The following is a 13,770-nucleotide window of genomic DNA, read 5'->3' as shown; positions in this document are numbered from 1 at the left end:
TAAGATTAATTGCAAAACATTCATGCTCAATTAACTGAGGATTTTTTAGGTTTAAACCTATTCATAAGCTTATTTTTTGTATTTTTATTAAAATCATGATCAAATGAAAAAGCTTTTTGTATTTATCCTATTCATTTCATTTCAGTTACCTTTTCTATTCGCGCAACAGATCTCTCCAAAAGACGATGACGTGATGAAAGTATTGGCTATCGGGAATAGTTTTTCCGAAGATGGCATCGAAAACTACCTTTATGATTTAGCAAAGGCTGCCGGGAAGAAAATGGTGATCGGAAATCTATATATAGGTGGAGCACCGATAGAACTGCATCTGAAAAATGCCCATAATAACCTAAAAGCCTATAGCTATCGTAAAGTAGGGGAGGATGGCATTAAAAAAACAACAGACAAAGTCAGTATTGAAGAAGCCCTAGCAGATGATAATTGGGACTATATTAGTTTGCAGCAGGCAAGTCCACTTTCAGGAAAATATAATGTGGTCATGCGGGGTCTGCCCGATCTTTGGACCTATGTTTTTGCCCATATGAATCCAGATTCCAAGATGGTCTATCACCAGACTTGGGCTTACCAACAGGATTCCAAGCACGAAGGGTTCAAAAATTATGAAGGACAACAATTGGTGATGTACGATAGCATCATGAATGTGACTAGCCAGATCGCCAAGACAGGAGATTATGAGTTTGTGGTACCGGCTGGTACTGCTATTCAAAATGCAAGAACAAGCTCTATCGGCGATCACATGACAAGAGATGGCTACCACCTGAACTTGGACTATGGAAGGTTCACGGCAGCAGCAACCTGGTATGCTAAATTGTTCAATCTCGATCCAAGAAAAAATAAATATAAACCGGAAAAAATAACCGATATCCAAGCCAAGATTGCAAAGGAGTCGGCTTGGAAAGCGGTTAAAAAACCATTTAAAATCACAAAGGTTAAGAAATAATGAGTGTAGCATATTACGAGGAAAATGTTGCCTCTGCCACAACCAATATCAAAGCGTTAGAATCCAAGATCAATAAAAATTCCTTCCTCAGATTAGGGGTTATGATTCTAGGAGGAATCATTCTGTTCAAACTATTCGATACAAATAATATTATTTTGGTGATGGGGACCATCATTCTGGTCGTCGTTATCTTTCTGTTTTTGGTCTTTCGGCAGAGCAAGATTGAACGAAAGCTACAGGAGGCAAGGATTTTCCTTCGGATCAATGAGAACGAACTGAATATCATGAACCGCAAGGGCAATATGTATGAGCATGGAGAAGAGTTTAACGATGGAGCCCATCCTTATGCTTCTGATCTGGATGTTTTCGGAGCCAATTCACTCTTCGCTATGGTTAACCGCTGTTCCAGTAAGGATGGGGTAAACGTATTGAAGGATTGGTTCTCCCATGCAGCCACCAAGGAAGAAATCTTGGCGAGACAGCAGGCGGTTAACGAATTGCGTGAAGATCCGGCGCATCTGCAGACCTTTCAGACCAAAATGATGTTCAATCTGGGCTCAAAAGTTAACTTGAGAGCATATATCGCCAGCTTTTTTAATGATAAAAAACTGAATTTTGGGAATAAATGGTTAGCATTCTATGTGGAAGCAAGTCCTAATATTTTCTTCTTTGGATTGGCCTTTTCCCAATTTTACTATAATATCGTTCCTTATCTGTTGATCTTGGCTGTTGTCCATCTTTTGTGGACACTTTCTCAGGCCGGGAAGATTTCCCAATTTTCCAATAAGATCGATAAACTGGGTGCTTCCCTATTGGGCTTGGCCGATGCCATTAAATTAATAGAAGATAAAAAATATACATCAACGCTCAACCTGGAAATCCAACAGCAGATCAAGGTAAAAGGCTCAGAAAAAAAGCTATCGACCATCATCGCTGAACTCGGTAAGTTGATCGATAAGTTGGATGCCCGAAATAATATGTTTGTAGGGGCAATTCTTAACATGTTGTTCCTATGGGATTTTAAACAGGTAATGGCTATCAATAAGTGGAAAGAGCAGTACCAGGATTCCATCTTGCAGGGATTTGAAGCCATATCGGCTTATGAAGCATTGGTTTCTTTAGCTATTCTTTCTAAGAACAACCCAGATTGGGTGCAACCGGAAATACTAGATCATGTCCGGTTCGATAAGATCAAAGCGGAGGAATTGAATCATCCGTTGATTATCAAAGAAAGAGCTGTTGCCAATGATTATAATGCTCAGAACCACGATATCGCGTTAATTACAGGGTCTAATATGGCGGGTAAGAGTACCTTTTTAAGAACAGTGGGTATCAATGCCGTATTGGCTTATGCCGGTGCAGTAGTCAATGCAAAACTGTTTCGCTTGCCAATTTACCATTTATTGACCTATATGCGGATCAAGGATTCCCTCAATGAAAGTACGTCAACCTTTAAGGCGGAACTGGACCGGATGAAATTTATCTTGGATCAGGTAGAGCAGGATAAATCCAGTTTTTTCCTGATTGATGAAATGTTGAGAGGAACAAACTCGGTAGATAAGTACCTAGGTTCTAAAGCCATCATCAAAAAATTGATCGGTTTGGACGGAAGAGGGATGTTGGCTACCCATGACCTTCAACTCGCAGAACTGGCGGAGCAATATCCAGAAAGAATTAAGAATTATCATTTTGATATTCAGGTACAGGGTTCCGAAATGCTTTTTGATTATAAATTAAAGCATGGTCCATGTACCATCTTCAATGCTTCTTTGCTATTAAAGGGGATCGGAGTAGTCGTTGAAAGCGAAAAAGTTGCTTAACTTTGCGGCTTTATTAAGAAAATGACTATTCAAGAACGTATTGACCAAAGTGAAACACGAATTACCATGACGGTGTTTCCTTTCCTCACCAACCATCATGACACCCTATTTGGCGGTAAAGCCATGGCCATGATGGATGAGGTTTCCTTTATGTGCGGCACCCGCTTCTGTAGAAAGCAATTAGTAACCGTCTCCACCGATAAGATCGATTTCCACAAGGCTATTCCTTCTGGAAGTATTGTGGAAGCCATCGCCAGGGTAGAAAGTGTAGGCCGTACCAGTCTGAAAATCGCTGTAGAGATTTTTCTGGAAAGCATGTATAAGGATGGCCGCGAACTGGCTATCCAAGGAAGGTTTACCTTCGTCGCTCTGGACGATGATAAAAAACCTATCCCTGTTCTAGAAGGGATTATTTAGCCCTAGCATATTGTGGAGCCCAGGTAATGGGCTCTTTCAATTCTTCCGCCCAGGAATAAACCAGGTGTGGGTCTTTTAGGAAAGCCCGCCCGATCAACACAAAATCAGCCTGCTGCTTATCCAAAATTTCTTCTGCTTGTGTGGCTGATGTGATCAATCCTACCGTACCGGACAACATCCCGGTTTCTGCCTTTATTTTTTCGGCAAAGGGAACTTGATAGCCTGCATGCACATCGATCTGTTGTTCACGAACTGCCCCGCCAGAGGATACATCGATTACTTCCACCCCTAAGTTTTTCAATTCTTTGCATAAGGCAATGCTCTGTTCCAGATCCCAGCCATTTTCCGCCCAGTCTGTCGCTGAAATCCGAACCCAAAGGGAATGGTTTTCCTGAAGCTCCTGTTGAATTTCTTGAACGATTTCCAGAAGAAACCGGATCCTATTTTCAAAAGCGCCGCCGTAGATATCTGTTCTTTTATTGACCAATGGAGAAAGGAACTGGTGAATCAGGTAGCCATGCGCTGCATGGATTTCGATGATCTGGTATCCAGCAGTTACAGCTCTTTTTGCCGCTTTCCGGAAGTCTTGTATTAAACTTTTGATTTCTTCCAGGCTAAGTGCTTTTGGTGGATGTTCCTTTTCATGGTAGGGGATGGCGGATGGTGCCAAGGTTTGCCAGCCATGTGTTTCATTCGGAAGGAATTGTTTTCGGCTGATCCATGGTTTATCGGTGCTGGCTTTTCGTCCGGCGTGTGCCAATTGGATTCCAGGGATGGACCCTTGGGATTTGATGAATTGGGTGATGTTTTTGTACATGGTTATTTGTTCATCCTCCCAAATGCCTAAATCGCCATAGGAAATCCTTCCTTCAGGGGATATGGCCGTTGCTTCTTGGATCACCGCTCCAGCACGCCCAATGGCAAATTGACCGAGATGGGTAAGATGCCAGTGGTTGGCATAGCCGTTCTCCGCGGAGTATTGACACATAGGGGAAACAACGATGCGGTTGGATAGGGTGAGGTTTTTGAGAGGAAGGGAAGTGAATAACATGTTTTTTGTTTTAAAATTAAGAGTTTTATTTGGATTTCCCCGTCATTGCGAGGAGGTACGACGAAGCAATCTTTCGATTAGAATAAAGATTGCTTCGTTCCTCGCAATGACGCGGAAAGATCCTCGCAATGACGCCATCACCCATTTCTTTCCACTTCCGGTAATTCCTTCAACTCCTCCTCCGTAAACAACCGATAATGTATCTTAAACGTCTTGCCCAATGGACTCTCCAAAGAAAACCCACCAGGTCCAAAACCATCCAACACATCCAACGTAAAATGCGAAAACTTCCAATACTCAAACAAATCCCTATCCACCCAGAACTCAAAGCCTTCCACTAACCCTATCATCGCATCATTCATCCTTGGATAAAACCCTCCCTTATCAAAACACTGTGGCTGCGTTCCTTCACAACATCCACCTGCTTGATAAAACATCAAGGGACCATGCTTTTCCACCAACTCCTTGATCACCGCCTTTGCCTCTTCCGTAACATCTATTCTTGAAACCATAAAATCCTTTCTTAATTAATCCCCAATCAATAACCAAATAATAATATTTCCACCCTTAATATAATCAATTATCCCCTATTCTTCTCCTCCTAAACCATTTACCAGCTAAAAAAATAGGGGTTAATTCCATAACCCCTAATCACACATTTAACTATTTACTACTATTAGAAAAATCCAAGCTTTTCTTTGCTATAGGAGATTAGCATATTCTTAGCTTGACGATAGTGAGCCAACATCATTTTGTGGTTTTCGCGACCAATACCCGACTGCTTATACCCTCCAAAAGGAGCTCCTGCAGGGTAGGAGTGGTATTGGTTCACCCATACACGACCAGCTTGTATAGCTCTCGGTACTTGGTACAATTGATGCGCATCACGGGTCCACACACCCGCTCCCAATCCATAGATCGTATCGTTGGCAATCGCAATCGCTTCCGCTTCATCCTTAAAAGTTGTCACAGCCAACACCGGACCAAAGATCTCCTCCTGGAAAATACGCATTTTGTTATGTCCTTTAAACAAGGTCGGTTTGATGTAGTATCCCTCTTCCAAGCCATCACCAACCTGGTTGGCATCTCCACCTGTTAATACTTCCGCACCTTCCTCTTTTCCAAGATTGATATAGGACATGATCTTATCTTTCTGGATCTTGGATGCTTGGGCACCCATCATCACCGTTGGATCCAATGGATTACCCACCTTGATCTGGTTTACACGGTCGATCACGCGTTCAATAAATTTATCATAGATATCTTCCTGGATCAATAAACGCGACGGACAGGTACAGATTTCCCCTTGGTTCAGGGCAAATAATACCGCTCCTTCGATCGCTTTATCCAAGAATGAATCATCCTCATCCATTACCGAACTAAAGAAAACATTCGGCGATTTACCACCCAGCTCCAAGGTTACCGGAATGATGTTTTCCGTAGCATATTGCATTACCATCCGACCTGTAGCGGTAGAACCGGTAAACGCGGCCTTGTTCACTTTTGGATGGGTAACCAAATGGCGACCTAATTCCGAACCGAATCCATTCACGATGTTCACGACACCAGCAGGGATCAGGTCTCCAATCAGTTCCATTAATACTAAGATAGATGTAGGAGTACTTTCAGCGGGTTTAAGGACAACCGTACAACCTGCTGCCAATGCGGGAGCCAGTTTCCATACGGCCATCAATATCGGAAAGTTCCATGGAATGATCTGGGCAACGACCCCAATCGGTTCATTGACGATCAAAGAAACCGTATTGCTGTCCAGTTCGGTCAAGGAACCTTCTTCCGCACGGATCACACTCGCAAAATAGCGGAAATGATCAATAGCCAATGGAATATCGGCATTCAAGGTCTCCCTTACTGCTTTACCATTATCAATAGTCTCTGCTGCAGCGATCATTTCCAAGTTCTGTTCGATGCGGTCGGCAATCTTGATCAGGATATTGCTACGCTCAGTGGCCGAAGTCTTGCCCCAGGTTTCAAATGCTTTTGCAGCAGCTTCTACCGCTTTATCAATATCCTCTTTTGTAGAATGTGCCACCTGCGTGAATACTTTCCCGTCGATAGGAGAGATGTTGTCAAAATATTTCCCTTGGGTTGGGGCAACAAATGCTCCATTAATGTAATTATCATAACGTTCCTTGAACGATGGTCTTGCTATTTCTGCCATAAATTTAAATTTTATACAATGTGTTTATAAATGGATATACCCAGTTTACAAATGGGTATACCCAAATTTAACCTTTCTATAAGCAAAGGGATAGCATAATTGTCGCTATGAATAGCACAATACTATCAAGAAAACCAATACCCGTTTTTATTTTCAAACGCCATTGATTATATTTGGTTACCAACCGATTATAAATACATGCTTATGGGAAAAGTAAATTTGGTCCGTGAACTACCGTACGCGACAGGAAGGGAAATATCGACATTGGTTGAGAACAGGAAGGCTTATACCCTGAATAATTTTGAACTGAATGTCTTCGAAACGTATGAACCTACGAATCTCGTTCCACTTCAATTTGATGATATCGTCATCATCAATATGTTGAAGGGTAAAAAGATCATGCATTTAAAGGATGTTCCATCTTTCGAGTATCTACCAGGAGAGACGTTGGTCCTGCCGGCTTCAAAACCCATGGAGATCGATTTCCCCGAAGCACGTTTACAGGATCCTACCCAATGCACCGCTTTGGTGATCTCCTCCGAAAAGATCGGCAATACCATAGACTATCTCAATGAAATGTACCCGAAGCAGGAAGAAAAACTCAGTTGGGACTTTTCCTGGGACAAATTTCACATCAATAATACATCGGAACTGGCCGCAATAACGAACAAATTGTTCGCTACCATGATCAGTACCGACCCGTTCAAAGATGCTTTGACGGACCTGCTCTTTAAAGAATTACTGATCCGGATCATCCAGCAGCAAAAATTTGAACTATTGAAGGAGCCAGCTCCAAAACTGAATGGTCCAGTTTCTTACCTCAAAAAATATATACAGGATAATATCAGTGAAAAACTGACCATAGAAGATCTATGTCGTAAGATGAACAGAAGTAAGGCAAGCCTTTTCCGCTTGTTTAAGGATGAATTTGGGATCAGTCCTATGGAATTGGTCATTCAAGAACGGATTGAAAAAGCAAAGGAGTTATTGCGCAATCAATTCTCCGTGAAGGAAGTCTGTTATTCTTGTGGGTTTTCGGATGTCAATTACTTTATCCGTTTATTCAAGACCCGGGAATCTATGACTCCCGGACAATACCAAAAATCATTTAGTATTCAGGCATCTTAATGCAAGGCTTACGCACTGCATCTTAGCGTTTCATGGCGCGATCCATCTCGCGTTTCGTCTCGCGTTCTTTGATGCTATCACGCTTATCAAAGTCTTTTTTACCCTGAGCCAGGGCGATCTCCACTTTCGCATACCCCCGCTCATTGATGAAAATGCGTAATGGAACGATCGTAAAACCCTTTTCTTCGCCTTTTTCCTTTAATTTCTTCATTTCCCGTTTGGTCAGCAACAATTTGCGATCGCGTTTTGCTTCATGATTGTAAAAGGATCCAAAGGAATATTCGGCAATATGCATGTTCCGGATGTAGAGGCCATCCTCAAAGAAATTACAAAAACTATCGTTGATATTGGCTTTTCCCTCACGAATGGATTTGATCTCGGTACCCAATAGAGCAAGTCCAGCTATGTATTTGTCCAATAGTTGGTATTCGAAGCTTGCTCTTTTATTTTTGATGTTTACGTTTGATGAAATCGCCATTATTTTCTAGTTATTGAAGCACAAATGTAAGAATAATAGAATTTTTGCAAAACTTATCCTCTTTTTATAGGAAACTTTATGTTAATATTAATTTAATTTTATGATATTTATATGTCAAATCAACAAGAGAATGAGGCTTAAGTTTTGTATGTTTGCGTCGATTTTTTGTAAATAAAGGGAAGAATTACAATATTTATCGGATTGTATGGCTGTAGTTTTGTACCTTTGTAAGATTTTTGACGATTTTTGTTAAAAGTTCAAAAAGTAAATATTGTTGAGAATATAGACACCTGACGAATGAGCAAGGGAAAATTAAATGAAAGAACTGCGCGGTTTTTAAATGGCGAGTTAGGAGATATCAAATCTAAAAACTTATACGCCTATTTCAGGCCGATTCAATCTAAACAAGATACGGAAGTTAAAATCGATGGTCGTCGAGTATTGATGTTTGGCTCCAATTCTTATTTAGGATTGACGACGGATCCTAGGATCATCAAGGCTTCGCAAGATGCTTTGGAAAAATATGGAACCGGATGCGCAGGCTCTCGTTTTTTGAATGGAACCTTGGACATTCACGTCGAATTGGAAGAAAAGCTTGCCGATTACGTAGGTAAAGAAGCAGCAATCTTATTCAGTACAGGATTCCAATCCAACCTAGGTCCCTTATCTTGCCTAACCGGCCGTCATGATTATATTCTTTTGGACGAACGCGATCACGCTTCCATCATCGATGGTAGCCGTTTGTCTTTCTCCAAGGTGATCAAATATGCCCATAATGATATCAATGACCTGCGCGATAAAATGTCGCGTTTGCCTGAAGAAAGCTTCAAACTAATTGCTACAGATGGTATTTTCTCCATGGAAGGCGATATCGTTAAATTACCTGAACTTGTTCAAGTAGCTAACGAATTCGATGCGGCAATATTGTGTGATGATGCACACAGTTTGGGTGTGATCGGAGAAAAAGGTGCTGGTACAGCAAGCCATTTCGGTCTGACCGAAGAGGTGGATTTGATCATGGGTACATTCAGTAAATCATTGGCATCCTTAGGAGGCTTTGTTGCCGCCGATGCCGATACCATTGAATTCTTGAAACATAAAGCGCGTTCCTTGATGTTCAGTGCGAGTATGACACCGGCTTCGGTGGCATCTACGTTGAAAGCATTGGAGATCATCCAAACGGAACCAGAACATATCGAAAGACTGTGGGCCAATACCAATTACGCTAAAAAGTTACTTTTGGATAATGGTTTTGATCTAGGGGCTACCGAAAGTCCAATCTTACCGGTTTTTGTTAGAAACAATGAGAAAACTTATGTGGTTACGAAAATGCTTCAGGATGATGGCGTTTTTGTAAACCCGGTAGTTGCTCCTGCAGTTCCTGCTGAAGAGTCCTTGATCCGTTTCTCTCTTATGGCTACCCATACGTTCGACCAGATCGATGAGGCCGTTGAGAAGATGGCCAAGGTTTTCAAAACCTTGGAAGTGGAAAGCTTCATCAGTTAGTTTTAACAGCGTTTACACTTAAATTTTAGATCTGTGATTACGATTGTTCCTGTAGAAACCAAAAAGCAAAGGGCAGCCTTTATCGACTTCCCACATGATCTCTATGCGAACGATCCTAACTATGTGCCGGAACTATTTCTGGGACAGGAAGATCTATTGAACCCGAATAAACATCCGTTTTATAAGCATTCCAGCGCTCAACCTTTTCTTGCCTATAAAGATGGGGAATTGGTTGGTCGTGTAGCAGCAATCTATAATACCAACCATAATGCCTTCAATAAAGTTAATGAGGGTCAATTTGGTTTCTTCGATTGTATTAACGATCAGGAGGTCGCTGATAAATTATTGCAGACTGCAGAAGAATGGGTGAAAGCCAAAGGCGCGAACAATATCGTTGGTCCGATCAACCTGACGACCAATGATACCTGTGGTCTCCTGGTGGAAGGTTTTGAACGTCCACCGATGGCGATGATGCCTTATAATTTTCCTTATTACTTGGACCTGATCAGCCATGCAGGTTTTGCCAAAAAGGTAGATCTTCGTGCTTATTTGGTCAATAAGGCAGGGGCAAATCAACGCTCGGTACTCCTTTTGGATAAATTGGAGGCAAGATTGGAACGTTCTGGGATCAAACTCCGCCAGATCAATCTGAAGGATTTTAAGAGCGAGGCCGAAAAAATCAAAAAAGTATACAATAAGGCTTGGGATAAAAACCTTGGTTTTGTTCCCATGACCGATGAGGAATTCTATTATGTGGCCAAGGATCTCAAAATGATCGTGGATCCGAAATACTGTATTGTCGCTGAAAAGGACAATGAAGTGATCGGGTTTGCTTTGGGGATCCCTAACATCAATGAAATCCTGATAAACATCAAAAGGGGGAGGTTATTGCCTACCGGTATTTTCAAACTCCTTTTTGGTAAGAAAAACATACGTTCCATCCGGGTTTTGATGCTTGGCGTGTTGGACAACTACCGTAAACTGGGAATTGAAGCTTGTCTTTATGGCCGAATCATCAAAAATGCGATGCCATCGGGTATTTTGGAAGCGGAATGTTCGTGGATGCTGGATCATAATTACTTGATGAACCACGCCATTGAACAGATCAATGCCGACCTTTACAAAAGGTATCGCCTTTACGAAAAAGCGATATGAAAAAAAAGATCTTCATTACGGGTGCCAGTGGATTTGTAGGATCTCACCTGACTGAAGCTGCACAGAATTTAGGTTTAGAGGTCCATGCTGCGGTGAGAAAATCCAGCAAGGTAGCCGATATCAAACCTTTCGTCGATAAATTTGTGTTCCCTGACCTGGGCAACGCTGAAGAACTCAAAAAACTTTTTGATCAAGAGGGATACCATTACATCATCCATGCAGCGGCCATGACCAAAGCCAAGGATGAGCAGACGATGAACCTGGTCAATGTTGGTTATACGGATGCCATCATGGATGCTGCGCTTTCTGCGGATATGCCATTGGAAAGGATTTCCTATGTCAGCAGCCTTGCCGCTGTTGGACCTATTCCATATCAGGAAGAAAAATTGATCGATGAGTCTTTCCCGTACCATCCATTAACCGTTTACGGCAGAAGTAAAAAAGCTTCGGAACTGATGATCCAGGATAAATATACGGATCAGCGGATTTCCATCTTTAGACCAACCGCGGTCTATGGTCCACGGGAAAAGGATATCTTCATACTTTTTGATACGATGAAAAAAGGGCTTGATCCCTATATCGGCTCAAAACCACAGAAACTGAGCTTTGTATATGTCAAGGATCTGGTCGATGTGTTGCTGAAAGGGGTGATGGTTCCACAAGAAGGCTTACAGATTTATAATATCAGTGATGGCGAAGTGTATTCCAGATACGCAATGGCCGAAATATTCAAAGAGGTGTTCAGCCGTAAACTTTTTAGGATGCATGTTCCCTTATCCCTGGTAAAAGGGATTGCCGAGATCTCGCAATACCTGTACAAGAATTCGACGAAAACGCCAGTGATCTATCCGGAGAGACTCTTCGAACTAACGGCAGAAAATTGGGCAGTAGATATTTCCCATGCCAAAAATCTGTTGGACTACGATCCGAAATACCTATTGGAGAATGGCCTCAAGGAAAGTCTCGAATGGTACAAAATAAATAAATGGTTGTAATCCCATTTATTGCACCTACAAATTAAAACAGTAATTTATTCCAAACAATGAGTGAGCAAAAGATCAATAAGAAACTTTTTCAGGATAGAAAAAGAACCAATATATTAAGTAATCCGGAACAACGATTTATATCTTATTTGGTTCCAAGGATTCCAGCATGGCTGAGCTCGGATGGCTTAACGGCCATTGGTTTCTTCGGATCCTTGATGATCTTGGGAAGTTTTCTGCTGGCTGAATATGTTCATATCAATTTCTTGTTATTGGCGGTAATTGGTTTTTTTGTGCAATGGTTTGGGGATTCGTTGGATGGTAGGATCGCCTATTACCGGAACAAATCCAGAAAATGGTACGGCTTCGCGCTGGATATCGTCATGGACTGGATCTCGACGGTATTTATTGGATTGGGTTATGTATTCTATACAACGGGGGATTTTAAATATTTAGGTTTTGCGCTGGTTTCCTTATATGGTTGGGCGATGATCATTTCGCAATTGCGCTATCGGATCACAGATAAATATACCATTGACGCTGGACTTTTAGGTCCGACGGAAATTCGGGTGGTGATCTCTTTGGTGTTGATTTTAGAGGTAATCGTACCAGGTTCGATAAATTATAGTGTTTTGTTGATCTGTATAGCTTTGTTTTTTATCAATATCGGGGATACCAAGAAGTTGTTGGCTCTAGGCGACGCGAAGGATAAGGAGGAAAAGGCGGCCAAACTTGCCGAACAGAATAACCAAAAACAAGCGTAGTGACCGTATTGAACTAAATAGTTGCTGTTTTAAAATAATGGGATGTCCGGAAAGTTCAAAGAATTTCTAAAAGCACAATTGTCTGCCTTTTTAGGCGGACTTGCTGATTTTAGTATCTATACCTTCTGTTATAAAGTCCTACTTTTTACCGCTCCCTTTTCCAATGTGGTTTCGGGAAGTTTAGGAGCCATCCTGAATTTTACCATTAATAGGTATTGGTCTTTCAATAATACAGCTACTCCGCTGGCGAGCCAATTATGGAAATTTATTGTGGTGGTAATCGGGAGTATATCCATTAAATCCCTGGGTATTCATCTTTTTGTGGATATCTGGCATTGGCATTTTCTGCTTTCCAAATTAATTATTGAAATTGTGGTTTCTTTGGGTTTTAACTTTACCCTTCAGAAGTATTGGGTTTTTAAGAAGTAGGTAAAGTCCCGTCATTGCGAGGAGTTAAAGTCACGTCATTGCGAGGAGGCACGAGGAAGCAATCTTTGGACATGCGGCTCCCCATGTCATCCTGAGCATCGCCGAAGGATCTGTACGTGTACCACATGTAGATGCTTCGACTGCGCTCAGCATGACATGGCTCGAAGATTGCTTCGTTCCTCGCAATGACGCAGGGTCCCCGCAATGACGCAGAGCCCCCCAAGTTGCCTTCGATGCAAAACCATGGTGAAAGCAATGCTAAAGTATGCTTTTCCTATGGTCAACATCCATTTTCATGCTTTTTCCCTTCTTTCACCTTGCTTTAAATATGAACCAAGTAGGTTCCGGAGCAAAATATGTTTACCTATCAGCAGGCCAACATACATAAATGGGATAAAATCCCTCCGGTACAAACCTATCCTGCACCCCCTGACACAAATTTATCCACCATTGCCACAGCGCTTTACATGGAAACCGTAAAAAATGTTCCCCGGGGGTCTTGGAAATATGGATGGGAAGTCCCTATCTTTGCACCACTCCGCAAGGGAGGGACGGCCGGATGGCCACTGAAATAAGGGTAGCTGTACATGTTCCGAGGGTCCGCCCAAAGGGTGCATGTTACACGGAAAAAAAGCTCCAAAAAATTATTTTAAAATAAATTTTGCGGAACCGAAAAAACCTTCTACCTTTGCAGTCCCAACCACGGGGAACGGCAGCCGGCGCGACGCTGGCAGCCCACAGAAATGACAGTTCGAGACCAAGGAAACAAGGTCGGAAAACATACAGATGCCGAAGCGCGAGCGGAGGCGGAGAGTTCTTTAAGATTTTATGATCATGTAACGCAGCGAGTAGTCGGAAGACGAAAGCTGAAAATTAAGACGATCTACAGATCGATCGAT

14 protein-coding genes are annotated in these 13,770 nt (G+C 42.0%); 10 read left to right on the top strand and 4 right to left on the bottom strand.

Annotation, left to right across the window (positions count from 1 at the left end; genetic code table 11):
• Positions 1-103: 103 nt before the first annotated feature.
• The 3 genes from VJ786_RS12460 to VJ786_RS12450 are packed head-to-tail and all read left to right on the top strand — an operon-like array spanning position 104 to position 3,198.
• Entirely contained in the window at positions 104-961 is an 858-nt protein-coding gene (locus VJ786_RS12460) for a DUF4886 domain-containing protein (protein WP_134776209.1), read from the top strand.
• Positions 961-2,781 carry a MutS-related protein gene (locus VJ786_RS12455; RefSeq protein ID WP_134776208.1) on the top strand — a complete coding sequence of 607 codons (1,821 nt, stop codon included), beginning with the start codon at positions 961-963 and terminating at the stop codon, positions 2,779-2,781. Before VJ786_RS12460 ends, VJ786_RS12455 begins: the two co-directional genes overlap by 1 nt.
• 21 nt (positions 2,782-2,802) lie before the next feature.
• Positions 2,803-3,198 (top strand): acyl-CoA thioesterase, encoded by a 396-nt coding sequence (locus VJ786_RS12450; RefSeq protein WP_099366536.1) that lies wholly within the window; start codon positions 2,803-2,805, stop codon positions 3,196-3,198.
• Here VJ786_RS12450 and VJ786_RS12445 read toward each other — a convergent pair.
• The 3 genes from VJ786_RS12445 to VJ786_RS12435 form a co-directional block, all read right to left on the bottom strand.
• On the bottom strand, positions 3,191-4,249 hold the full coding sequence (locus tag VJ786_RS12445; protein WP_134776207.1) for an NADH:flavin oxidoreductase/NADH oxidase: 1,059 nt from the start codon (positions 4,247-4,249) through the stop codon (positions 3,191-3,193). The two genes, VJ786_RS12450 and VJ786_RS12445, sit on opposite strands and share 8 nt — an antisense overlap.
• A 137-nt stretch (positions 4,250-4,386) precedes the next feature.
• Positions 4,387-4,761, bottom strand: coding sequence for a DUF779 domain-containing protein (locus VJ786_RS12440; RefSeq protein WP_134776206.1), 375 nt, complete (start codon positions 4,759-4,761; stop codon positions 4,387-4,389).
• Positions 4,762-4,925: 164 nt separating this feature from the next.
• Positions 4,926-6,428, bottom strand: a complete 1,503-nt coding sequence (locus VJ786_RS12435; protein WP_134776205.1) for an aldehyde dehydrogenase family protein — start codon at positions 6,426-6,428, stop codon at positions 4,926-4,928.
• 204 nt (positions 6,429-6,632) lie between these two features.
• On the opposite strand from VJ786_RS12435, the gene VJ786_RS12430 reads away from it, so the two are divergent.
• A complete protein-coding gene (locus VJ786_RS12430) occupies positions 6,633-7,556 on the top strand; it encodes a helix-turn-helix domain-containing protein (protein WP_134776204.1) in 924 nt (307 codons plus the stop codon).
• Between the two features lie 22 nt (positions 7,557-7,578).
• Here VJ786_RS12430 and smpB read toward each other — a convergent pair whose 3' ends face one another.
• A complete protein-coding gene (gene smpB, locus VJ786_RS12425; protein WP_099367655.1) occupies positions 7,579-8,034 on the bottom strand; it encodes an SsrA-binding protein SmpB in 456 nt (151 codons plus the stop codon).
• Positions 8,035-8,331: 297 nt separating this feature from the next.
• Between smpB and spt the strand changes: the two genes are divergently transcribed.
• From spt to VJ786_RS12395, 6 genes are all read left to right on the top strand, one after another.
• Positions 8,332-9,540 carry a serine palmitoyltransferase gene (spt, locus tag VJ786_RS12420; RefSeq protein WP_099367656.1) on the top strand — a complete coding sequence of 403 codons (1,209 nt, stop codon included), beginning with the start codon at positions 8,332-8,334 and terminating at the stop codon, positions 9,538-9,540.
• Positions 9,541-9,573: 33 nt separating this feature from the next.
• Positions 9,574-10,695 carry a hypothetical protein gene (locus VJ786_RS12415; protein WP_134776202.1) on the top strand — a complete coding sequence of 374 codons (1,122 nt, stop codon included), beginning with the start codon at positions 9,574-9,576 and terminating at the stop codon, positions 10,693-10,695.
• A complete protein-coding gene (locus VJ786_RS12410) occupies positions 10,692-11,690 on the top strand; it encodes an NAD-dependent epimerase/dehydratase family protein (protein WP_134776201.1) in 999 nt (332 codons plus the stop codon). Before VJ786_RS12415 ends, VJ786_RS12410 begins: the two co-directional genes overlap by 4 nt.
• A 47-nt stretch (positions 11,691-11,737) precedes the next feature.
• Complete coding sequence (locus VJ786_RS12405; protein WP_134776200.1) at positions 11,738-12,442, top strand: CDP-alcohol phosphatidyltransferase family protein; 705 nt, start codon at positions 11,738-11,740, stop codon at positions 12,440-12,442.
• 42 nt (positions 12,443-12,484) lie between these two features.
• A complete protein-coding gene (locus VJ786_RS12400; RefSeq protein WP_134776199.1) occupies positions 12,485-12,871 on the top strand; it encodes a GtrA family protein in 387 nt (128 codons plus the stop codon).
• A 356-nt stretch (positions 12,872-13,227) separates the two neighbouring features.
• Complete coding sequence (locus VJ786_RS12395; RefSeq protein ID WP_336557794.1) at positions 13,228-13,446, top strand: hypothetical protein; 219 nt, start codon at positions 13,228-13,230, stop codon at positions 13,444-13,446.
• The last annotated feature ends 324 nt before the right edge of the window (positions 13,447-13,770 follow it).

This window comes from Sphingobacterium tenebrionis (assembly GCF_037126265.1).
Taxonomy (GTDB): Bacteria; Bacteroidota; Bacteroidia; order Sphingobacteriales; family Sphingobacteriaceae; genus Sphingobacterium; species Sphingobacterium tenebrionis.
This window is presented reverse-complemented; position numbering and strand designations above follow the sequence as displayed.